Raw genomic sequence first — 22,753 nt, 5'->3', positions numbered from 1 at the left:
TGCTCCGTCCCCCTGACAGAAACGAAAAATTCCGATGCACTTGCCGCTTCGCGGCTGCGGAAAGCCTGGTTGGCGGGCACTCATTTTTTGAAACTATTTTTGCGAAATTATTTTTGAAAAAGATGCTGAGAAAAAAAATAGTTGGGGGTTGATTTTTTTACGGGCTGACTCTGTGCCGGTCGCGGGGGAAGAGTACGCCTTCGCGGATGTTCTGGAGATCGAGCATGGTCATGACGAGCCGCTCTGCACCCAGTCCCCATCCTGCATGCGGCGGCATGCCGTAGCGGAACGGGTTGAGATAGAACTCGAATGCATCGGGATTGAGGCCTTTTGCCTTGATCTGGCTGACCAGCAGTTCATAGATGTGGCAGCGCTGGGCACCGGAGGAGAGCTCCATTCTCGGGTGCATCATGTCGAATGCTTTGCAGACTTCGGGTCTGTCCTCGAACGGCATGGTGTAGAATGGTCTGGTTGATGACGGCCACTCGGTGATGAAGTACATGGTGCCCATCTCGTCGCCGACGATCTTTTCCGCGGCGGTGGAGAGGTCATCGCCGAAGACGAGTGTCTCGCCCTTGGCGGTTGCGATGTCGATTGCTTCCTGATAGGTGATCTTGGGGAAGGGGGTCTTCGGAACTTCGAAGTCGTTGAGACCAAGGACGGCAAGTTCGTTGCTGCAGGTGTCGGCGACTTTTCCGTAGGCATAGGAGACTGTCTCTTCGAGCACTTTCATGGCGTCCTGTTCATCGGCGAAGGACATCTCGATATCAATCGAGGTTGCTTCGTTTAAGTGGCGGACGGTGTTGTGTTCTTCGGCACGGAAAATCGGGCCGATCTCAAAGACACGGTCGAATCCTGCGCTCATGAGCATCTGTTTGTAAAGCTGCGGACTCTGGTTGAGGAATGCTTCCTTGTCGAAGTACGCGAGGGGGAAGAGTTCGGTTCCTCCTTCGGTTGCGGCTGCGACGATCTTCGGGGTCTGGACCTGGGTGAAGTGGTGATCCCAGAGATATTCGCTGACTGCGCGAAGGGCTGCGTTACGGATCAGGAAAATTGCGTTGACGCGGGGCTTGCGCAGGTCAAGGTAGCGGTTGTCCAGACGGGTGTCAAGGTCTGCCGGTACTTTTTCGGAGACATCCAGCGGCAGCGGGGTTGCGGCGCGGGAGATGACTTTCAGGGTATCCGGAACAAGCTCGCGTCCTCCGGGAGCTTTTTCGGTTGCCTTGACAACTCCTTCGCAGGAGATGACGGACTCGCGGCTTGCTTCCTTGACTGCGGCGAGTACTTCGGGGCTGACTTTTTTCTTGGGGATGGTTACCTGCAGGATTCCTGTTCTGTCGCGGATCAGGAGGAACGTAAGACCGCCGAGGTCACGTTCTTCGTGAACCCATCCGGCAATCTCCGCACGCTCACAGTCGGGGGTGACGTCTTTTATTGGGATGCGCATAAAATCTCTGTATTATTTGCGGTCTGGATAGATTAGTGTTTGCCGCGGGGCGGACGGGAGGTTTGTATCCCCGTGCCTCTGTGGTCACGGGGCCGGACGGATACTATTTTCGGAAGTGGATCCTCAACATTTCCGGAAGTAAAATGTTCACAATATCGGAAGTGAAATGTTGATATTTTCGGAAGTCAATAGTGTAATACCTACGGCAGGGATGAAACTGTAGAGCGGATTTCGGAAACATGAAACGGAAATACTTGCCGCGTATTGCGGATAAACTCCTTCGGGAGCGACTGGATTCCAGCGGTGCTGTACTGGTTGAGGGACCAAAATGGTGTGGGAAAACCTGGACGGCAACCCAGGTCTCACAAAGTCAGTTATATCTGCAGGATCCTGACATGCAGGCATCGTACCTGAGAGCGGCGGATACCAAACCGTCTCTGCTTTTGAAAGGCGCCACTCCCCGTCTGCTGGACGAGTGGCAGACCGCTCCTGTCCTGTGGGATGCGGTACGATTTGCTGTAGATCAGAGGGGTGAAGCAGGACAGTTTATTCTGACCGGTTCTGCTGTTCCGAAGGATGATGTTGTACAACACACCGGTACCGGGAGAATTTCCCGGTTGATGATGCGCCCGATGAGTTTGTTTGAGTCACAGGAGTCCAATGGCAGTGTGTCACTGAAAGATCTTTTCGACGGTACGACAGAGATTGACAGTTTTTCCCAGCTGACTATTGAACGGATCGCTTTTGCCATTGTTCGCGGTGGCTGGCCTGCTTCTATCGGTGATACGGAAAAGAATGCCATGCGCCATGCTATAGATTATGTTGAGGCAATCATCAATACTGATGTTTCCCGTGTGGATGGTATTGAACGAAATCCTGTGCGAGTTCGTGCACTGCTGCGTTCTCTTTCCCGAAATATTTCCACACTGGCGACCATAAAGACCATTCACGATGATATTGCGATGGGGAGCGGGGACGAAAGTGTATCTGAGAAAACCATCAGCCAGTACCTGAATGCATTGAGCCGCATCTTTGTAACCGAGGATCTTCCTGCATGGAATCCTGCATTGCGTTCCAAAACTGCGGTTCGTACATCTCCGAAACGTCAGTTTATTGATCCATCCATCGCCGGGGCGGTTCTGCGTCTTACACCAGAGCGTCTGCTGGATGATTTTCGTTATTTTGGTTTCCTCTTTGAGTCATTGTGCGATCGCGATCTTCGTGTATATGCGGAGGCGATTGACGGGCAGGTGTTCCATTACCGCGATGCTGCAGGTCTCGAATCTGATGCGGTTGTGTGCCTGAATGATGGCAGATGGGCTGCAATTGAGGTGAAACTCGGTGCAAAGGAGATAGAGGAGGCGGCAAAACATCTGCTGATGCTGAAAGAGAAGGTTGATGCTGATAAAATGCGTGAACCGTCTTTTCTGATGATTCTGACCGGCACAGAGATTGCGTATCGCCGGGATGACGGTGTATTCGTTGTGCCGCTGGGATGTCTGAAGGATTAATGGGGGGAAAAGAAGTGACGGTCAGATGTGGTTTCCTCTATTTTTTGGGATGAGTGTTCTTTTGGGGGTGGCGCCCACAAATTCGAATCCTCCATGCGAACGTAAGTACTTCCCATCCCATTCTGAACGTGTCTATCCATTTTAGAGTAGTCCGATCATTTTCTTTCCATATGACGGGGACCTCTGCAATTTTGTACCCGCCCCTCTGTGCAAGCGCAAGAATTTCTGTGTCCCACGTCCATCCGCGTGTGTGGGCATATGGCATGAGAGTATTCAGAGATTCACGTGTGAATGCTTTGCATCCGCATTGATAATCCGTAACCCCTCTTCCAAGAAGTACACGGGCGAGATGAACAAATAATTTTCCCGCATATTTTCGATTGCGGGTTCTCGTGATACTACTTTGCGGGAGATGCCGCGACCCGATTGCAATATCATTTCCAAGATATATGGTATTGATTAGGGGTCGTAGTACGGACAACTCAGTGGAAAGATCAACATCGTAGAAACAGATGATGTCTCCTGAAGCGAGCTTTGCGGCATCGCTGATCGCTCCGCCTTTTCCTCTGCGTGTCTCGCTGTAATTTAGTATGATACGTTTGTCAGTTTCTGCAAATTTTTTGGAGATTTCATAATTCCCATCACAACTTGCATCTTCGGCAATAATGATCTCAAATGGATGATGTAACGTATCCAGTACCATAATTGATGCCGGTAGTGCCTTGGCAAGTGCGGTGTGATCATTATAGACTGGGATGATTATGCTGAGTTTTTCCATGTTGAAATATCCGTTCTGTTTGTACCGGGTTATTGCGAGATGAACAGATTGATTCCCATATTTCTTCCCATATATTTGGTGTTGGCATTCAGCCAGTTGAGGGCATCACCCTCCGGGTTTGCGGCATAAATATCTGCGGTGACTACGTAGTACGCAGTTGTGTTCTCTCGTTTTTGTTCTATCTCTCTCAGTTCTTTCGCAGAGCTCGCCTGTACTTCGCGGGTGGCATCTGTTGTACTGTCATAATAGTAATTGAGTGGCAGTGTCATGTATCCGGGCATTACTACTACATAATCGCCATCCTGTGTTTCGGCAGTGAGATATTCGGAAAATCCCCTCCAGTCATTTTTGGAATAAGTGGTATAGTACGAGGTGAAGTAAGGGATGCTTACCAAACCTATCAGAATAATTGCAATTACAGCAATTTTTTTGGCATCAATGTCTTTTGGCAGAAAATTAAATGCAGCACCGATTGCAGTGAAGTAAAACGGCAGGACGAAGATGAGGTAGCGTGGACTCATTGGCATGATTGATGAGAAGAACACACTGGCAATAAACGGCAGAATGATCAACATAGCAAGTAGCAGTGCAAAACTTCTTTTGTCCTTGCCGAACATGAGATATCCTATCCCGATTGATGCCGCGATCAGGAAGAGTACGGTCAGGTACGGTTGACTTCCAGAGAACAGTACGATTGTTTGGGTGAGCACATCAAATCCGGAGATTCCCCATGTGGGGGCTGATGCGGTTCGCATGAAGTAGAGTTGTATCGTCCCATACAGGAGAGGGGAGGTGAGGAGAACAAATGAGAGAAGTCCGATTATGATTGGTTTTATTGATGCAATGTTTTTGAAAATCTCGTTTCTTTTTATGATGAAGGCATGAAGGAAAATAATTCCAATTCCTATGAATACGTAAAAATGAGACCAGAATGCCAGAGCACAGAATATGCCGAAGAGACACCAGTACGGTATTGAGTTTCGTTTCAGTGCAAGAAGGTAGAAAAGAACTGCCAAGGAAAAGAAGAACAGAACTGTAGTGTAAGCTCTTGCATCCTGAGAATAATATACATGAAATGTGGAAAAGGTCAGAAGTGCCGCCGCGATTATACCGGCAAGTCGTCCGCAGATTTCTCTCCCAAGAAAATACATCACAGGAATGGAAAACACACCGAGCAGTGCAGGTATGAACCGGAGAATTACTTCACTGTTTCCAAGTACGAGCATGAAGTGTTCTATTGCGTAGAATAGAGGTGGATTGACATCTCCGGTTTTTGTTGTTAGTTCCAGTATCCCGCCGAGTGATAGTTTGGCAAAGTCGTAGGTGCATGCTTCGTCAAGCCATAGGGAATTATATCCCAAGTTGTAAAACCGGAGGATTCCTCCCATGATCAGTAGAATGAGCAACATCTGGGCATAGTGATTGTACCGGATCACGTTTTTCAGATTGCTCCATGTTATATCGGTTAGTGAATCTATCCGGTACTTCTCAGTGTTGGGCTCTGCCTTATTTTGTCTATTGCGTCTCATGTTAACTTACATTATTGTAAGCTATTAACTTACATTAATGCTTTTGTTAGCTTGATTACTGTAATACACCTCTTCTGAAAAATAGAATAACTACCAATGGCGCGATCCAAACTCAATCCTTCTTCCTCTGTCACATTCCGCATGCCAAATCCCATCCTCAAAGAAATTGATCGGCTTGCTGAACAGAACACGCATGACAGAACCGCGGAGATCAACGGGGCATGCCGCCACTGGGTGGAGATAGGCGGTGTTGCCGGAACAGATGTTTCGACGCAGAAAGTCATAGCCGAACTGTCCGAGGAGATAACGAATCTCAAAGATCAGGTCGCCGCCATGATGCAGCAGATGGAGCAGGAGCGAACGCTCCTCCTCAAAATCATCGAAGGCAACGAACACACCATCAAGCGCCTGCTTGCAACTCTGCCGCAGAACGATATGGCAGAGGAAAAATATTCCGAGAAAAAATAATTTTTTTCAGGACCTGCGGAAGATTTTTTTTCTTCATCCGGTAGAAACGATCCATCACCACTTCTTTTTTGTTGTTATCTCTTCCGGGAACATTTCCCCGTCTCCACCGGAAACGAAAAAAAATCCGCCGGGCACACCCGTACTTCAAACCTCAGTATTCCTCTCCGTACAGTTCCCGCAATGCAATCCCGATCAGCTTATCCGTAGAATCCGCGAGAAACAGCGGGATGTTCAGCACATCCCCGTCCAGCTTCAAATTCGCCAAAGAGAACCTGACCCGTATCTTTACCTCATCCCCGTATTTTTCTTTAAATTTTTTCAGGCTGCGTCCCTCAACGTTTCCCTCCGACTTCACCTCAACCGGAATAACATCATTTTTCCGCTGAAGCAGAAAATCAACCTCATAGTCTGGATGATCCATTGCCCAGTACCGCAGGTCTGCGTCAAACTGCGGGGTCAGGGCTTGAAGAACATAATTTTCACTGAGCGATCCCTTGAACTCCGCAAAAAGTCTGTTCCTCTCACGGAATACGGAAGGGTCCAGCTGTGCCAGCCTTCGCAGCAGTCCCACATCCGCGAGGTAGAGTTTGAAAGCGGAAATATCATCATAGGCTGCCATCGGCAGTCTCGGCGTACTGTTACGGTACACCTTCACGAGAAGCTTCGCATCGCACAGCCACTGTAACGCATCCTCATACTCCCGCGCCCGTGCTCCCTCCTTTACCACGCGGTAGATGAATTTTTTATTCTCCTTTGCGAGCTGGGACGGAACCGAGTTCCAGATAAGCGTTGCCTTCGGGTAATCCTTCGGACTCATATGTTTTGCAAAGTCCCGTTCATATGCCGTGATGATATTGGCAAGCCGCTTCTGCACCTCATCCACATTCTGATCCTCCGCCCATGCCAGCACGACCTCCGGCAGGCCGCCGCAGATGAAATACATCTTCAGCTTCTCATACAGCGGATTGAAAAATGCATCCGGCAACGGTTCCACAGCATCCAGACTCTCCAGATAGGTGGTAAGATTCTCATCCCCGCAGGCAAGAAGAAACTCTGAAAAACTCATCGGATACATCTCCAGAAAATCCACTTTCCCTACCGGAAAGGAAGACGGTTTTGCCAGAGCAACACCCAGAAGCGAACCGGCACAGGCGATGTGATACTCCGGCGCATGTTCCGCGAAGTACTTCAGTGCGGTCAGCGCATCCGGTGCCTCTTGAATCTCATCAAAAATAATCAGTGTTGTTTCCGGCGTAATCGTCTGGCCGCTTGCCATCATCAGATTCTGCAAAATGCGGGACGGATCTTTTGTTGTTGCAAAAAACTCCCGGAACTCCGGCTGCTCCTCAAAGTTGAAGTACGCCGTATTGGTATAGTGACGTCTCCCGAACTCCTTCAGCAGCCAGGTTTTACCTACCTGCCTGATTCCGTTCACGATTAACGGTTTCCGGTACCGGGATGCCCTCCATTTTTCCAGCTCATGAATTGCGGTGCGTTCCATTTCGTGATCCTGATCACATTTTTCCATGAAATAAATGGCGTGTGATCACACTTTTACACAGAATGGGTTTTGCACGATAATAATATTATCCTAAAAAAAAGAAAACCGGAGAGATGCCTTAATGCTCCTCTCTCACCATCTCAATACACTTCTTCGGGCACTCGTTGGCACAAATCCCGCAGCCCTTACAGTACACCAGATCGATCTCCTCGTTGTCGGGATCGATCACCGCATCAGGACAGTACATCGCACAGATACCGCAGTGGTTACAGATCTCGCGGTTCACCACCGGACGAAACGTCCGCCAGGAACCCGTCTGCCCCATTGCCCCTTCTTTTGGGACACTGATCGTCATCTTCGGCATTGTCATTTCAGATCACCTCGTTGTATGCCTTCTTTGCAACCGTCACATTCCGGGCATCTGTAAACGTCTCCGTGATTGCCTTCGTGCCCGACTCCGGCGTAAAGAGACCCAGCTTTGCAAGCGCCCCAATCACCGGCGTATTCAGAATCGGACTTCCCGCAACAACCAGATTCTCCGACAGAGCAATGCCCGTCAGATCCGCCTTGTGCACCGTGAACTGATCGGGGAACTGCACATCCTCATGCGTGTTAATGAAGATCGCACCCCCCTCCTTCAGACCGTCCAGTACATTTACCGTGTCCATCACGGTCGGGTCAAGCACGATGATCATGTCCGGCTTTTTGATCTGCGAATAAATCCGCACAGGGTGATCATCAATCCGCACGAACGAAACGATCGGTGCGCCGCGGCGCTCCGCACCGTAGAACGGACATGCTGTCGCAAACTTTCCGTCCTTCACTGCCGCAGACGCCATCATACGGGCCGCGGTTACCCCGCCCTGACCACCGCGTGAATGAATCCGAATCTCGTACATTTACTGCTCCTCCTCAGGAATACCGAACCAGAACTCCGTACCGATCTTCCGCGTGCGGACGAGTTCCGCCATATCCTCATACGTCACTTCCTGGCCGCCGAGACCGGCGATAACTCTCGCAATCTTTGCCCCGGGATATCTCGCCTGAATCTCTCCGGCAACAACACCGCCGAATCCGAACGAATAATCACGGTCAATCACAACCAGTTCCTTACCCTCAATCTTCATATCGAGCGGGAACGGCCGCAGCCAGCGGATACGCATCACGCCTGCCTTGACACCTTCCTTGCGGAGCAGGTCTGCGGCAACCTCAGCCTCTTTACCGAGAGTTCCCATCGCAACGATCACCACATCCGCATCATCACAGAGATACTCCTCAACCGGTGCATAGCTTCTGCCGAACCGCTTCGCAAACTCAGCCTCAGTCTCGGCAATCACCGTACGGGCGCTCTTCATCGCCTTCTCCATATCATACCGGAACGTGAAGTGAATATCAGAGGGCGACATCGCGCCGTATCCCATCGGATTTTCCACATCGATCTTGTGCGGCAGATGGATCGGCGGAATGAAATCTCCCGGCTCCGTCATTTCAAACGGCTGCATAATGTGGGACAGCAGGAACCCGTCCATATTGATCATCACCGGCAGAAGCACACGGTTGTCCTCAGCAATTCTGAACGCCATCAGCGTCGCATCGTACGCCTCCTGCACGGTTGACACATACACCTGCAGCCATCCCGTATCGCGCTGCGACAGCGAATCCGAGTGCTCTGCCCAGATGTTCCATCCGGGTGCAAGCGTCCGGTTTACCTGCCCCATCACAATCGGCAGACGGGCACCTGCCGCCCAGTGCAGCATCTCGTGCATGTACAACAGTCCGTGTGAACTCGTTGCCGTAAACACACGGACACCTGTAATCGATGCACCGATACAGGCGGTCATCGCCGAATGCTCCGACTCGACCGGAATGTAGCGGGCATCCATTGCACCGCTCTCCACATAATCTGCAATCGACTCAATGATCTCGGTCTGCGGGGTGATCGGATATGCCGCGACCACCGTCGGCTTTGCCATCTTGACGGCTGCTGCCACGGCCTTGTTGCCGGTTGACATCACCAGTTTTTCGCTCATGCGTTCTCCTCCGAGTATGCAGCTTCCGCTGCAACCTTCTTCAGGTTCTTATCAACCTGTGCCTGAATCCGTGCAGCGGTTGCCTCATCCACTTTGCGGAATCTTCCCTGGGCTTTCAGGTAATCGATAACCGGTGCGGGCTTTTTCATCGCCGCCCGCGACGGGGCACTTATGGTGAATTTGTCATACTCCTTCTCCCAGAGCACCCAGATACCTGACTTCACTGCCATCTTGCCTATCTCCACCGTCTTCTCCGACGGCGTTCTCCAGCCCGGCGGGCAGGGTGCCAGGATGTGCATGAACTTCGGTCCGGGAATTGAAAGTGCCTTCTTCACTTTATTGTAGATGTCAGCAGGGTACGATGCACATGCGGTTGCCTGATACGGCAGATTGTGTGCCTCGATGATTCTGTCGAGATCTTTTTTGTTGACGGTCTTTCCGTTCGGCGTCGTTGTCGTAATTGCACCAAGCGGTGTGGCCCCCGACCGCTGCATACCGGTGTTCCCGTATGCCTCGTTGTCGTAGCAGATGTAAAGGAAATCCTCTCCCCGCTCCAGAGCCCCGGACAGTGCCTGAATACCGATATCGGCGGTTCCGCCGTCGCCTGCATAGACGATGACATTCGTCTTCTTCCCGACAGCTCGGAAGGCCTCACTCATTCCCGAAGCGCACGCGGCTGCTGCTGCAAACGCAATGTTGTACACCGGCACGGTATGCAGCATGTACGGGTACACGCCCTGAATTACACTGTTACAGCAGGCCGGGATCACGAGAACCGTATCCTTTCCCGCCGCTTTCAGAATATATCGGAGTGCCAGTAAAGATCCGCACCCGGCACAGGTGGACGGACATTTTAACAGCATTTCCTCTTTTGGAATTTCCGTCATGAAATGGGTACTTATTTGTCATGATTAATAATGAGGCTTTTTCTTGAGTACGGTTAACCGACGGATTTTCAACCGGCAAAATTATTTTATCTCTGTCCGCCAATTAACTGTTATTATGAGTGAAGACCCGAGTACGGGTGCAGACCCGAAAAAGATCGAGGAGCTGCAAAAGGAGGTGGAGCGCCTCAACCGCGAAAAGGCAGAGGCGGAAGCACAGGCAGCAGCGGAAGCCCATGCTGCCGCCGCTGCTGCTGAGGAGAAAGCTGCCGCCGAGTCAAAGATGAAGCTGGAGCTGGAGTCCCAGAAAGCAGCTGCCGATGCAAAGATGCAGGCGGAACTTGAATCCCAGCGGCTCGCAGCAGAGGAAGCGGAGCGCAAGAGACAGGAAAAACAGGCCAGGAGCAAGAGTCGCAGACGGAAAGTGATCGGCGGCATCATTCTTCTGATCGTTCTGGTGCTGATCGTTCTGGTCGCCTCAGCGGGAGTCTCAGTCCAGCCCGGTACCACAACGAACTATCCCTACATCACCACGTACAGCGTCTGGTTCCCGATTGGAGAAGAGGTTGACATCAGCGGTCACAAACTGATCGCTCTTGGCACCGGGGACGAAATGATGTTCTCCATTGATAAAGGTACACCCACCAAGCTGATCCGCGGTGAACCGATTGTGATCGGTGAACAGGCCGCAACACTGACCACCCTGTTCGGTAAAGTTCCAATCATGACGATCAACTACAAAGTCTCTCTTGAGTATCAGGGCAGGACCGCAGAAAACCAGGCCTACTTCAAGATGCTTATTCTGAGCGACAGATCCATTCCGGAGTTTGTCGTCAACTTCATGCTGCCGAAGAACGTTATTGCCCAGCCGGCATAACCCTCTTTTTTTATGACAACCAAAGCGTCCGTGCTCCGTATCCTGGAGGAAAACCGCGGCAGGTTTTTTTCCGGTGAGGAGATCGCATCAATGCTCGGTGTTTCCCGGTCTGCAGTGTGGAAGGCAGTGAAGTCACTTGAGGCGGAAGGTTACGCGGTGTCCGCGGTGACCAATAAAGGGTACTGCCTTGCCGCCGACACGGATATCCTGTCGCCGGAAGGAATCCGGCTGTATCTGTCTCCGGAATATTGCGACATTCCCATCACGATTCACAAAGTCACCGGCTCCACGAATGAGGATGCAAAGGCTCTTGCGGTTGCGGGCGCGGTACACGGGACAATGGTTCTTGCTGAGGAACAGACACAGGGCCGCGGACGCCTTGGCCGATCCTTTTACTCGCCGAAAAGTTCCGGTGTCTATATGAGTGTCGTGCTCCGGCCGAATCTTGCAATAACGGATGCAGTGCTGATCACCACCGCGGCCTCCGTCGCGGTTGCGCGGGCTGTCGAAGAGGTGTCGGATCAGACGCCCGAGATCAAATGGGTCAACGATGTGTTTGTGCAGAAAAAAAAGATCTGCGGTATTCTTACCGAGGCGGTCAGCGGCTTTGAGTCCGGCGTGGTTGAGTGTGTGGTCGTAGGTATTGGCATCAATGTGGTTGATCCGGGATTCCCCGATGAGATCAAACAGGTTGCAGGTTCGCTCTTCGGACAGCGGCCTGACTTTTCCCGTAACCGTCTTGCCGCACTCGTGGCAAATCATCTGCTTGAACTTTCCGCAGCACTGCCCGATCGATCCTTTCTTGATGAATACCGGAAACGATCCATGCTTCTGGGAAAACCAATCCGGTTTCTGGAAAACAATGTCTGGTGCGATGCCGTTGCGGTTGATGTGGACAACTCCGGCGGCCTTGTGATAGAAACCGCAGCCGGACGCCGGACGCTCTCCTCCGGAGAGGTCAGCGTCCGGCCCCGTGACTAATTTTTTGTATCACGCGGCTCCGGTCTTTTTCGGAACTCTCAAACCGTTTCTATTATCTTCATTGGTACGGTGAGCAGGATGAACCATTCATCATCGATTGGATGTACATATCCCAACGACAGCTGGGTTGTGGCATCGCTCTTCGACGGGAGGTTGATGTAGTTGAATCCTCCGCCTTCGTGTGCTATTGTGAGTACGTCGCGTCCTATGGATGCTCCGTAGATGTCGGTGATTCCCAGCAGATTTTCGGTTGACCAGGGATTCGGGTCGTGAACAAGGGAGTTTCCTGCGGAGTCATAGATGCTGAGCTCAATGTCGCTGCGGTAGTGGGATCCGTTATTGAGGGAGGCGAGGGCTGCTTCCCGTCCTTCTTTCTGAATGAATACTATTATCTCCCGGCCATACTGTATCATTTCCATCCGGGTATCCGGGGATATGATAGCACGGATCTCCGGATAGTACTCACCGGTCGTAATATACCAGGTCTCGTTGATCGGGAGGACGTAGCTGACTTTTAGTTGCGATTCCATATTGTCAGCCGGATTTTCATAGACCATGGTGACGTAACCGCCTCCCTGTTTTGCCCGGCCGGTAAACATTTTGACGGTGGATACTCCGTTGATGTCCACATACTCCGTCCGGTCTGCACCGAGAAGTCCCGGCCGGTAGGGATTTGCGAGCTGGGTGTTGTTTATGTCAAATGCGGCGACGTAGTACTCCTGCGTCGTGAAGTTTCCGTCCGGTTTGTTGAACTCTGCGAGGGCTGCTTTTGCTCCGGTTTTTTGAATAGAGAGGTAGGCGCTGAGGGCAAACTCTTCCAGTCTGAGGTTGGTGGTTCTGGTGGGGGTGTCCACCTGTATGGTGCTGTCGATGTCGGAGGTTACGACGACGATCGGGCTGGAGATACTTACGTCTGCCGGGACACGGGCAGAGTCCCATGCGGCAACCCGGTTGACGATTTTGAGTTTTCCGTAGCTGTAGGTGGAGTAGGTTTTCACGCCGGATTTTGTATTGAGAATTGCCTGCGTCAGTATATTCAGTTCCGTCTGGTTCGGCGCTGTCATCAGCAGGATACTATCTTCCCTCTGTGATCTTTCCGGGGTGTAGAGAATATTTCCGTTCTGTTCGATGATCCATGCGGAGTATCCGGTGGTCTCTTCAAAACTCTTTACGAGTTTTTCATAGATTATGGCCGGGTCGAATACGACGATGAGATATCCCGTGTATGTTCCGTCTTTGGTAATCAGCGGGAGGATGGAAACCAGGATTTCGTCACCCGTGCCAATTCCTACGGTTTTCATGGTTATGGCCGGAGAGTCTGCGGAGTAGGTGGTCTCCGGATTCTTAACCATGACACTGATGTACGGAGTGATGATCGGGTTTTCCGCGGGACATGCATCGATGATCTGTTTTTCGGGGTTTACGACGAGGAAGTATTTTACTGAAGTATGGGCGGTGTAGATGTCGGCAAACGTCTGATCCACCAGAGTTTCATTGGTCGGATCTTCTGCGATAATGCCTGCTGCTTCCCGGAGGGCCTGACTCCCGTTCACGACGTACGTTTCGACAATGGTCGTCAGATTTTTTGCTGCGGCAAGCTGGTCTGCATATTTTTCTTCCAGTGAGGGTTCCTGCACTGGCTGGCTGATGCATCCCGCCGAGGATACTGTGAGGATCAGCAGTGCCGCAAGAAGCAGTACAATCCCACACTTCCTTCCGATGTTCATCGCATCAATTTTTGACACTTGTTCCATCCCTTGTTTTCAGAAATAATTTTATTTCATTCGAAGTTGTCTGTTCTTCGCAAAAATATTTCAATTCAGATATTATATTGTATACTCATTGAGGTATTATCAAACTACCTCGCACCCCAATCGTAGTATTTAAAAAATTCTAAATGTAGTGCGTTGCACCTCACGATACGGCGCTGTCTTCAGAGTCAGTCCCGCAGAATATACACTCTCTCCCGGAGAATTCTCAGGGAAGGAGCGAGAAGAGATCTCCCTGAATGATCAGCAGGAGGAGAAGCAGCAGTGCCGAAAAAAGAATCGTTGTCTCTCTGAGTGTTCTGATAATGCAGCGTCCGCCTTTCTCCAGTGTTTGTTCGGGCGAGCCGATCGTGTACACGCCCGGTTTGTCAAACATCACGCCGCATCCTCCGGCAATCAGGCTCATGGGGATACCGCCGTTGAACCCCGGACGTTTTTTCCCGTCCGCCCGGAAAGCGGCAAAAGCTTTCCCTGCTCTTCCGCGGCAGGCAAACAGGATGAGCAGCAGGCCGCCGGTGATCCGTGCGGGAATCCAGGCAAGAACGTCGTCCATCCGTGCAGCAAACCAGCCGATACGGATACGATCATCTTTGTAGCCGAGCATCGCATCCATCGTATTCGCCGCCCGGAACAGTGCCGCTCCGACAATTCCCATTCCGAACAACAGTTCAAAGACAGCAAACCAGAAGAGGGGTGCAACGATACTGTCCACCAGATTTTCCGATGCCGATTCGTATGCTGCGGACCGCACCTGTTCGAAGGATAATTTTTCTGCATCACGACTGACCAGCATCTGGACTGCTGTTCTCCCTTCGGCTTCTCCCCGGGCAAGTGCCGTCTCGACAGCTGTCACATGTTCTTCCAGGGATCGCGATGCAAAGCAGAACGACAGCAGCACCACTGCAAGCGGAATCTGAATGAACCAGTACTGGTTTGGGATCAGGCATATCAGAAGGAACGGCAGGGTGAAGATCACAACGGTCAGCAGCCATCCGGCAATCCCGGTGAAGCGTTCCAGTTGTTTTGGGTAATAACCGGTTTTTCCCCACCACCCGATCACTGTTCCAAGAAGTACCACCGGGTGCCAGCGGGAACGGGGATCGCCGATCAGCCGATCGAGAATAACTGCAAAAAAAAGTATTACTGCACCGAACGCCATGCGATGATGACTCCGGCGAGCATAACAAGGTACACAATAATCGTCATGGCATGTCCGTCAATATTGAGGTAACCGAACTGCCACAGTGCAATGATGATCGCAGCGATGATCGGCATAATGAGAATCATCACCGCTTTTCCGGCACCCGCACCAACGGATGCTCTCTTTGGTTCGACGATCGGCTCTTCCGGGAAGATGATCGGTTCTGGTGCCGGAACCGGGCAGGACTTCAGTACATTGATTGTAAACGCCTCACGGCGCATGCCGTAACCGGTAATGACCTGCATGTCAAAACTCCCTGTTCCCGCATCCTCCTTCATCTTGATCTCAAGTTCCGATTCGCCTTCCACATAGATATTTTCGTACGTAAAATCCGTGTAGGCAGACGCCTCACAACGCAGCGTTGCGTGTGTCGGGGACCCGTGGTTCACAAACCGGATGTGCAGCGCGGTTCCCGCGCTCACATCCACGGCGTCGGTGGATAGTTCAAGGGAATTTATTCCCAGACGGTTCAGCTGAATTTCAACAATGGCCATGGTAGAGTACCTCAGTCCTCCTGATTCGGAAGAAGGTTTGCAATGCCGGAGGAGATCGGATACACCCGTTTGCAGGATGTGCAGGTCAGGAGTCCTTCGACAATATCTGTATCATTACCCTCCATCTCTGTAAGCATAAAGTTTCCCTTGCAGACAGGGCAGCAGATAATGTCGAGGACCCAGCGTTTCATAGTTTACAGCTCGGATCTGATATCGATGATCTGCGACTGTTCCGGACCGGTCGAGATAATGCCGACCGGACATCCGGTGTCGGATTCGATCTGTTCGAGGAACTCCCTGACCTTCGGTGTGAGTTTGCTGTACTCCTTAATGCCGAAGACATCCTTGTCGATGTGGTCAACACCGGTGATGGCGATTGCCGTGCAGCCGTTGATCATTGCCGAGTAGCGTGCCATCTTTCCGTCCCAGGTACCGATTCTCCGCTCGCGGTGTGTGACGGTGCCGAACTCCTGAATGCCCATCGCAATGGACTGGTCGTGGGTCAGCTCGGTCGGGAACGGTCCTTCGCCGACTCTGGTCGGGAATGCCTTGAAGACCACGACCACATCATCGATCTTGGTCGGGCCGACACCGACGTCTGCTGCCATCTGTGAGGCGGACGTATCCTTGCTGGTCACAAACGGATAGTTTCCGTAGTAGAGGGAGATGCCGAATCCCTGTGTTCCTTCAATGACCACGGACTCGCCTGCATCGATTGCATCGTTCACATTCTGGGCAACATCAGTAATATAGGGGGCAAGTTCCGGAACATCCTTTGCGAGGCGTGCCGTCCGCATTACACGATCGGAGTTTGCCGGACCACAGCCGGAACCGGTAGAACCGACCGTCTTGGAAAGGTGGTCGTCGTGCTTGTCCTTGTAGATGTGCTCCTCTTCGATGATTCCGCAGCGGCTGTCAACGAAGGTGCGGTCTCTGCATCCAAGCACTTCCAGCTCATGGGCAAAGACCCGCGGGTCAACCAGAACGCCGCTGCCGATCATGAGTTTTGCATGGGGATAGATAAAACCTGACGGCACCATCCGCACGCCATATTTTTTGTCTCCCACCTCTACGGTGTGGCCGGCGTTCGGCCCGACACCACCGCGTGCAATAATTGTTGCTTTATCCTGCTGGGCAATGTGGGCGACGATCTTTCCTTTTCCCTCGTCACCAAAAAAACCGCCGACAATGATCGTGCTTGGCATACTGTATCAATATCTATGGGCGGCTCAATCACATAAGGTCTTGGTTTGCATGGGTGTCATCCCCGAACGATCCGAGGACACTCAGGAACCCGTCGCACGGCCCGATAATCAGATGATCCAGCAGTTTGATCCCAAGAATATTCCCTGATTCCTGAATCGCTCTGGTCATGAGAATGTCTCTGGCACTCGGCGTGAGATTTCCCGACGGATGGTTGTGGACGAGGATTACTGCTGCTGCCCGGTCGGTTACCGCATCCGCAAACACTTCGCGGGGATGAATCTGACTCTGGTTGACGAGACCCCGTGTCACTACCCGGATATTGAGAATCTCATGTGCTCCGGACAGGGTTGCCGCTATCACGTTCTCCTGCTGATCGTAGCGGTACTGGCTGACGAACGGCAGAATGTCCTCGGCACATCGAATCTTTGCATTTTTTCTGTCCGGCGGAGGAAACCGCCGGGCGAGTTCAAGTGCTGCGAGAATCTGGCAGGCCTTTGCCGGTCCCATGCCGTCAACCGCGGCAACGTCCTGTATGGACGTTGCATATGTGTGCTTCATCAGAATATCCGCAATGGTTCTGCCAATCTTGAGGGCATCATTTTTTGCCGTCCCGCGGCCGATGATCGCCGCGATGAGCTCTGCGAGTGTCAGGCTCTGGGGCCCGTTTGCGATCAGTTTCTCCCGCGGTCGATCGATCTCAGCTGTGTTTTTCAGACTCATGCCGCTCTGATGAGTTATCGGAAAAGAAATTATATTAATGTGTCGCAGGGATTCACGGAATTTTTTTCAAAATGTTTGAGGATTTTTACCAGAGCTGGTACCCATCCCAAACCTTTATTCCTCAACTTTTGCAAATAATAGTACATGGACACTAAGACATGCATTGCAGATGCTTTTGCCGGTGAGTCACAGGCAAACCGTAAGTACAAATCCTTCTCCGAAGCAGCAGCAGACGAGGGATACGACCACGTTGCAAAGCTGTTCCGTGCAACCTCCGCAGCTGAGGAGATTCACGCACGCCGTCTTCTCCGTGTCGGCGGCTACATCGGAACGACCGTTGCAAACCTTGAAGCCGGCATGGCAGGCGAACTGCACGAGACCAATGAGATGTACCCCTCCTTCATCAAAGTTGCCGAGGCAGAGGGCCGTCAGGATGCACTCATCACCTTCGAACACGCAATGAAAGCGGAAGCAGTTCACGCCGACCTTTACAAGCAGGCACTTGAAGCAGTCAAGGCAGGCCGCGACTTCGAAGTCAAAACCGTCTACCTCTGCCCGGTCTGCGGCAACATTGAGATCAACAAGACCTCCGACCGCTGCCCGATCTGCGGTATTCCCGGCGCATCCTTCAAGATCGTTGAGTAAATTTTTATCAACCCCCATTTCCAACTTTTTTGTATCAATCCACACGGTCTTTATCACTCTCCAGGGCTGATTACTACTCAATGAATTTCAGTGCCTTTGCACGGGACAATCTCAGCCTGATCATTATTGCTGCCGTTGCTCTGCTGACGCTTTTTCTCGCACGCGACTATCTGTTCATCGCCGTTTTCGCCCTGTCCATTGCAGTCGTCTGCATGCCGCTGCATCGCAGACTGATTCAAAAAATGCCTGCATGGATTTCTGCCGGTACGATTACCACCATAATTACCGGTGCAGTGGTCGGTATCGGCATTGCAGTTGTGGTTGTTCTGCTTTCCGATATTGAGTATCTGCTTTCCATCCTTCGTGTAATGGCAGATACCGGCTTTCGGATCCTCGGAAGTTCGGGCGGCGATGCCGCTGCCGGAGATCTTGTATCTTCTCTTGGATCGATGATCACCGCCGCATTTCCCAAACTTGTCATCACCCTTGCCGAACTCGTCCCGGCGCTCATCATCGACATCATCCTGTTCTATGCTCTCCTCTACAGCTTCATTGTTCTCGGTGACCGTATCTGGGGAGACATCTGGTCTGTTCTTCCGGAGAGTTCCCGGGAGAATGTCGCTTTGATGGCGTCCAAAACCAAGGACATTCTCTATTCCCTCTATATTGTGCATGTGTTCATCTCGATTCTTACCTTCTTTCTGGCCTACGGCTTTTTCCTCATGCTCGGCTACGGTCACGAGATGTTTTATGCGATGCTGTGTGCGGTGTTTGCCCTGATTCCGTTCCTCGGCCCGATTCTGATTTTGATCTTCGTGGGATTGTATGCCCTGTGTATCGGTGACTGGCGTGGCGTTGTTCTGATCTGCACGGTAGGCTACTTCCTCATCTGCGTGGTGACGGATATTATTCTCCGACCGAAACTCACCGGGAAACGGGTACAGATTCGTCCGATGCTGATGTTCGTCGGATTTTTCGGCGGTGCGATGACTATGGGGCTGCTCGGTTTTGTTCTTGGTCCGGTTCTGCTGGTTCTGGGAATTACCGGCTATGAAATCTTTTTCAAAGAGATGCGGCGGATGAAAACTTCCAAACCCGCCGATGCATCATAACCGGAACGGGCGGTGCCTCTATCCCACCTTTTTAATTTTCCCGCACCAAAAGTTGGAGTATGACTGTTCCTGATATTACCGTGTACTCCACCAAACAGTGCCCGCACTGTAATAATCTGAAGGCATGGCTTGCGCAGAATAATATTCCCTATCACGCGATCGATGTGGGGGAGGATGCAGATGCCGCCCGCGAGATGATCGATCTTACCGGCCAGCGGGGCGTGCCGGTGATCATTATCGACGGCGAAGTGATCGTGGGATTCGATCGTCCGCGGATCGAGGCACGGCTCAGCATCGACAAAGGCAAAGAGATCTCCGCGGATCACGAGCTGATCATTATTGGCTCGGGTGCCGCGGGACTTGCGGCTGCAATGTATGCAGGCCGCAAAGGTCTTGAGACACTGGTTATCGGTGGTGCCCGCGGCGGCATGATCACACGAAGTTCTGAGATTGAAAACTATCCGGGTTTTTACCGGATATCGGGTGAGTCCCTGATGCGCCTGTTTGCGGATCAGGCCGAAGTGGCAGGTGCTGTTATCTTTGATGATGTGGTAACGGATTTTTCTGTGCGAAACGGGACGTTCTTCGTTAAGACGCTTTCCGGTCGTGAGTTCACTGCAAAGGCTGTGATAGCTGCGTCCGGCAGAACTCCGAAACTCAGCGGAGTTCCGGGCGAGGCGGAGTTGTTCGGAAAAGGGGTCTCTGTCTGTACAACCTGTGATGGTCCGCTTTTCAAAGGAAAGCGGGTTGCGGTGTACGGAGGCGGCAATACTGCCGCAGATATGGCGCTTGAGATGAGCAGCATTGCATCGGTTGTGTATCTGATCTCCCGCAGCCCCCTGAAAGCGGATGCGATCACCATTGACCGCCTTAAAGAGAAGAAGAACGTGGTCATCGAGACCGGGGTTGTGATTACCGGTCTTCACGGCGACGGAGCGCTTGCTGCCATCGATATCGCGCCGCGCCCGGACCCGGCTAACACGAACCGTCTTGAGATTGACGGGCTGTTTCTCGGACTCGGCCTTACACCGAACACTGCGGTGTTTACGGGCATTGTCGGTATGAATGCCTTTGGCGAGATTCTTGTTGACGAAAACTGCAGAACTGATGTTCCGGGACTGTTTGCTGCAGGCGATGCAACCTCTGTTGAGAGCAAACAGATCGGTATCGCAGCGGGAGACGGGATCAAAGCCTCGCTTGCCGCGTATGCGTACCTGAGAAAATAGATCCCGTTACCCGGGGACATGTTCTTATACCGTACGCACATAACAATACAAAACGAGGTTTGTCCAAGTTATGCCCCCACATCGCATCCGGTTTAATCAGGATCAGTATGCGCGGCTTCGCCGCGGTTCTGAGTTGATGGACTTTACGGAGTGGAACAGCTGGTATGCGGAGTATCTCGCGGACAATCTCTTTCTCCGCAGTACGGACATATATGGCGCACATCTTGCGGGTGCGGATCTCGCCTACTGGTATCTGGAGGGTGCGGATCTCCGGTTTGCCCAGCTGCAGGGTGCGGATCTCTCCTACTCGTATCTGAAGCATGCGAATCTGGCGAATGCAAATCTTGCCGGAACCAATCTCTGGCGGGCGTTTCTTGCAGGTGCAGAACTTTCCGGTGCAAATCCGGATGCGGCAGTGTACGATCCGGCAGACCGGATCAAGTTTGATCCAGATCACGCATCCCGGCTTCGGGAAGCGGCGGAGTCAGGAAATATCGGGGCATGGAATGAGTGGTATAAGACGGAGCTTTCCAAAGCGGACGGTGATGTACGGCTGTACGGGGCATACCTTGAGGAGGCGTCATTGCGTAATCTGGATCTGTCGGGCGCAGTACTCTGCTATGCGCATCTGGAAGGTGCGGATCTCCGGCATGTGAATCTTTCCGGGGCGAATCTTTCGCATGTGCATCTGGAAGGTGCGGATCTCTGGCAGGCGGATCTTACGGGTGCAGACCTCCGGCACGCAGAGCTTGGCGGTGCGAATCTTGCGGGTGCGAAAAAGGAAAAGGCACTGTTTTAATCGGGGACCGCATCTGTGATCGGAGTTACTCCGGTCTTTTTGTTTATCCCGTAGTGGTAGAGAATGACATCTTTTCCCTGACCATGCCAGACAAGATAAACGTCTGAGAGTGTCTGTTCGCTTTGGAGATACTCTCCGCTCCTCCATACCGTCCAGTCCTTTTTCCCGTTTACCAGTGTCCGGCGGGTTATATCATTATCCAGATTATAGACGGTGATGGTATTGCGGTACAGAGTGTCGCCTCCTGCATGATAGAGAAAGTGTTTGCTTTCCGCTGATGTCTGAATCCGGGCATCGGGCGCGTTTGATTCTTCTGCATCCATCTGCTGAAACACGATGATTCCTATTGCCGTACAGCATCCGGCAACCATGAGAAGCAGGAGAACCGAAGCCACCACGGGAGTGAGTGCATCGTTATGCGTGAATAATTTCTGCCGGTCCTGTAACATAGACTGCCTCGCGGAGGATTACCTCGGAGAGTGTTGTGTTCGTTTTCGTTTCAAGCCGGAGGGTAAGAGGATCGGTTTGTCTGATGGTGAGAAGAGGGATTTCATTTTTTGTTTGAACCACGATGGTGGATGAATCAGGACGACGCATTCTGACGTCAGGTCCTATCACAATCCGTTCCTTTGTTTCAAAGAACACGGCCTCCCACAGTTTTCGTTGTTCCGCGTCAGGACTCTGGAACTGTATTGTTGCATTGTCCTTCCAGTACAGCGTTCTTGCGGCGGACTCCTGAAGCATCATCGTTACCGGCAGATGGCCGTTGCCGCTGATCTCCGCATTCTCTGTAAATGAAATGATGCCGATCTCAATTCGTGCCGCGGCTGGTTCACCCGGCGATATCTGCAGCAGTGCGGGAGTTGTCCATGCAGGATTTCCGTCTCCGGTTCTGATGTGAATCCCTCCGGATTCATACGTCACCACCGATCGCTCTCCGGAAAAACCGGCGGCTTCTGCGGAAACTCTTCCGATCCGAACGGTTGTGCTGTTGCCGAGGTCATCATCGGTGACGATACTGAGTTTCCCTCCGGTGTCGGGGACGACGCGGAAGGTGAGGCCCTGCGTCTGTGGCAAAATGATCCCGACAGCTGCATCATAGTTGCCCTGGATTCTGAGTGTGTCGGCTGCAAGTTTGTACTGGAGAAACGATCTCTGCAGTTCCCGGAACGTTTGTTCATCCTGCTCTTTCATCTGTGCAGGAAGTCCAACCACTGTCCAGATACCGAGAACTGCAGCGGCAAGTACCAGCAGCAGTACAAACCCTATCACAATTGAGGATGCAGTATCCGGTTCCTGCATCCTTTTCCAGAAGGATAGTCTCATTGTGCCAACGTGATAGTATCTTCTCTGACATTATTTCAATCTATTAATCCAAAATTAGGTTTTCCTCGCAAATAACTTCAATGAGCAGATGCCGTGTGGGAACTTCCAGAATATTTCCGTCATGAAAATTTAATGCCATTCTGATTTCGATCCCAAAAATATTCCCAAAATCATTGTTCTTTTTTCGTACTGATGATTCGTGGGATGTTGAATCCTTCTGGAAGAGGATTTCAGTCTTGAAAAAAAGTA

The 22,753-nt window shown here is 51.8% G+C and carries 24 protein-coding genes; 8 read left to right on the top strand and 16 right to left on the bottom strand.

Translation table 11 applies throughout. The features are described 5' to 3' along the window. Window positions 1–157: 157 nt before the first annotated feature. The gene (aspS, locus tag O0S10_RS01000) at window positions 158–1,447 is read right to left on the bottom strand and encodes an aspartate--tRNA(Asn) ligase (protein WP_268924021.1); all 1,290 of its coding nucleotides are present in this window, start codon (window positions 1,445–1,447) and stop codon (window positions 158–160) included. Between the two features lie 239 nt (window positions 1,448–1,686). Between aspS and O0S10_RS00995 the strand changes: the two genes are divergently transcribed. Continuing rightward, a complete protein-coding gene (locus tag O0S10_RS00995; RefSeq protein WP_268924020.1) occupies window positions 1,687–2,958 on the top strand; it encodes an ATP-binding protein in 1,272 nt (423 codons plus the stop codon). A gap of 37 nt (window positions 2,959–2,995) precedes the next feature. Here the strand turns inward: O0S10_RS00995 and O0S10_RS00990 are convergent, their stop codons facing one another. Further along, window positions 2,996–3,736 carry a glycosyltransferase gene (locus O0S10_RS00990; RefSeq protein ID WP_268924019.1) on the bottom strand — a complete coding sequence of 247 codons (741 nt, stop codon included), beginning with the start codon at window positions 3,734–3,736 and terminating at the stop codon, window positions 2,996–2,998. 29 nt (window positions 3,737–3,765) lie between these two features. Beyond that, window positions 3,766–5,265 (bottom strand): glycosyltransferase family 39 protein, encoded by a 1,500-nt coding sequence (locus tag O0S10_RS00985; protein ID WP_268924018.1) that lies wholly within the window; start codon window positions 5,263–5,265, stop codon window positions 3,766–3,768. 141 nt (window positions 5,266–5,406) lie between these two features. Here O0S10_RS00985 and O0S10_RS00980 point away from each other — a divergent pair, with 141 nt between their 5' ends. After that, the gene (locus O0S10_RS00980; protein ID WP_268924017.1) at window positions 5,407–5,733 is read left to right on the top strand and encodes a hypothetical protein; all 327 of its coding nucleotides are present in this window, start codon (window positions 5,407–5,409) and stop codon (window positions 5,731–5,733) included. 151 nt (window positions 5,734–5,884) lie between these two features. On the opposite strand, the gene O0S10_RS00975 is transcribed toward O0S10_RS00980, so the two are convergent. From O0S10_RS00975 to O0S10_RS00955, 5 genes are all read right to left on the bottom strand, one after another. Beyond that, window positions 5,885–7,234 (bottom strand): ATP-binding protein, encoded by a 1,350-nt coding sequence (locus tag O0S10_RS00975; RefSeq protein WP_268924016.1) that lies wholly within the window; start codon window positions 7,232–7,234, stop codon window positions 5,885–5,887. Window positions 7,235–7,352: 118 nt separating this feature from the next. Then, window positions 7,353–7,604, bottom strand: a complete 252-nt coding sequence (locus tag O0S10_RS00970) for a 4Fe-4S binding protein (RefSeq protein ID WP_425438299.1) — start codon at window positions 7,602–7,604, stop codon at window positions 7,353–7,355. A gap of 1 nt (window position 7,605) precedes the next feature. Then, window positions 7,606–8,133: a 2-oxoacid:acceptor oxidoreductase family protein gene (locus O0S10_RS00965; RefSeq protein WP_268924015.1), complete on the bottom strand. Its 528-nt coding sequence runs from the start codon at window positions 8,131–8,133 to the stop codon at window positions 7,606–7,608. Beyond that, entirely contained in the window at window positions 8,134–9,264 is a 1,131-nt protein-coding gene (locus tag O0S10_RS00960; protein WP_268924014.1) for a transketolase C-terminal domain-containing protein, read from the bottom strand. After that, entirely contained in the window at window positions 9,261–10,151 is an 891-nt protein-coding gene (locus O0S10_RS00955) for a thiamine pyrophosphate-dependent enzyme (RefSeq protein WP_268921986.1), read from the bottom strand. Before O0S10_RS00955 ends, O0S10_RS00960 begins: the two co-directional genes overlap by 4 nt. A 115-nt stretch (window positions 10,152–10,266) precedes the next feature. Here O0S10_RS00955 and O0S10_RS00950 point away from each other — a divergent pair, with 115 nt between their 5' ends. Together O0S10_RS00950 and O0S10_RS00945 are read left to right on the top strand one after the other, a co-directional pair. Then, on the top strand, window positions 10,267–11,025 hold the full coding sequence (locus O0S10_RS00950; RefSeq protein ID WP_268924013.1) for a hypothetical protein: 759 nt from the start codon (window positions 10,267–10,269) through the stop codon (window positions 11,023–11,025). Window positions 11,026–11,037: 12 nt separating this feature from the next. After that, window positions 11,038–12,006, top strand: coding sequence for a biotin--[acetyl-CoA-carboxylase] ligase (locus O0S10_RS00945; RefSeq protein WP_268924012.1), 969 nt, complete (start codon window positions 11,038–11,040; stop codon window positions 12,004–12,006). A gap of 38 nt (window positions 12,007–12,044) precedes the next feature. Here the strand turns inward: O0S10_RS00945 and O0S10_RS10495 are convergent, their stop codons facing one another. From O0S10_RS10495 to O0S10_RS00915, 6 genes are all read right to left on the bottom strand, one after another. Continuing rightward, complete coding sequence (locus tag O0S10_RS10495; protein WP_268924011.1) at window positions 12,045–13,751, bottom strand: cache domain-containing protein; 1,707 nt, start codon at window positions 13,749–13,751, stop codon at window positions 12,045–12,047. Window positions 13,752–13,983: 232 nt separating this feature from the next. Continuing rightward, on the bottom strand, window positions 13,984–14,934 hold the full coding sequence (gene cbiB, locus O0S10_RS00935) for an adenosylcobinamide-phosphate synthase CbiB (RefSeq protein WP_268924010.1): 951 nt from the start codon (window positions 14,932–14,934) through the stop codon (window positions 13,984–13,986). Then, the gene (locus tag O0S10_RS00930; protein ID WP_268924009.1) at window positions 14,916–15,470 is read right to left on the bottom strand and encodes a DUF7524 family protein; all 555 of its coding nucleotides are present in this window, start codon (window positions 15,468–15,470) and stop codon (window positions 14,916–14,918) included. The genes cbiB and O0S10_RS00930 overlap by 19 nt, the downstream gene beginning before the upstream one ends. A gap of 11 nt (window positions 15,471–15,481) precedes the next feature. Further along, entirely contained in the window at window positions 15,482–15,661 is a 180-nt protein-coding gene (locus tag O0S10_RS00925; protein WP_268924008.1) for a methytransferase partner Trm112, read from the bottom strand. A gap of 3 nt (window positions 15,662–15,664) precedes the next feature. Next, window positions 15,665–16,675 carry an adenylosuccinate synthetase gene (locus O0S10_RS00920; protein ID WP_268924007.1) on the bottom strand — a complete coding sequence of 337 codons (1,011 nt, stop codon included), beginning with the start codon at window positions 16,673–16,675 and terminating at the stop codon, window positions 15,665–15,667. 28 nt (window positions 16,676–16,703) lie between these two features. Next, window positions 16,704–17,396: a JAB domain-containing protein gene (locus tag O0S10_RS00915; RefSeq protein WP_268924006.1), complete on the bottom strand. Its 693-nt coding sequence runs from the start codon at window positions 17,394–17,396 to the stop codon at window positions 16,704–16,706. A gap of 144 nt (window positions 17,397–17,540) precedes the next feature. Here O0S10_RS00915 and O0S10_RS00910 point away from each other — a divergent pair, with 144 nt between their 5' ends. From O0S10_RS00910 to O0S10_RS00895, 4 genes are all read left to right on the top strand, one after another. Further along, window positions 17,541–18,041 (top strand): rubrerythrin family protein, encoded by a 501-nt coding sequence (locus O0S10_RS00910; protein ID WP_268924005.1) that lies wholly within the window; start codon window positions 17,541–17,543, stop codon window positions 18,039–18,041. 80 nt (window positions 18,042–18,121) lie between these two features. Then, entirely contained in the window at window positions 18,122–19,153 is a 1,032-nt protein-coding gene (locus tag O0S10_RS00905) for an AI-2E family transporter (RefSeq protein ID WP_268924004.1), read from the top strand. Between the two features lie 59 nt (window positions 19,154–19,212). Continuing rightward, window positions 19,213–20,379 (top strand): FAD-dependent oxidoreductase, encoded by a 1,167-nt coding sequence (locus tag O0S10_RS00900; protein WP_268924002.1) that lies wholly within the window; start codon window positions 19,213–19,215, stop codon window positions 20,377–20,379. A gap of 70 nt (window positions 20,380–20,449) precedes the next feature. Further along, complete coding sequence (locus O0S10_RS00895; RefSeq protein ID WP_268924001.1) at window positions 20,450–21,178, top strand: pentapeptide repeat-containing protein; 729 nt, start codon at window positions 20,450–20,452, stop codon at window positions 21,176–21,178. Here the strand turns inward: O0S10_RS00895 and O0S10_RS00890 are convergent. Together O0S10_RS00890 and O0S10_RS00885 are read right to left on the bottom strand one after the other, a co-directional pair. Continuing rightward, on the bottom strand, window positions 21,175–21,627 hold the full coding sequence (locus O0S10_RS00890; protein ID WP_268924000.1) for a type IV pilin N-terminal domain-containing protein: 453 nt from the start codon (window positions 21,625–21,627) through the stop codon (window positions 21,175–21,177). The genes O0S10_RS00895 and O0S10_RS00890 overlap by 4 nt on opposite strands. Then, window positions 21,593–22,480: a hypothetical protein gene (locus tag O0S10_RS00885; protein ID WP_268923999.1), complete on the bottom strand. Its 888-nt coding sequence runs from the start codon at window positions 22,478–22,480 to the stop codon at window positions 21,593–21,595. Before O0S10_RS00885 ends, O0S10_RS00890 begins: the two co-directional genes overlap by 35 nt. Between the last annotated feature and the right edge of the window lie 273 nt (window positions 22,481–22,753).

Origin of the sequence: Methanocorpusculum petauri (genome assembly GCF_026891975.1) — an archaeon.
Classification (GTDB): Archaea; Halobacteriota; Methanomicrobia; order Methanomicrobiales; family Methanocorpusculaceae; genus Methanocorpusculum; species Methanocorpusculum petauri.
This window is presented reverse-complemented; position numbering and strand designations above follow the sequence as displayed.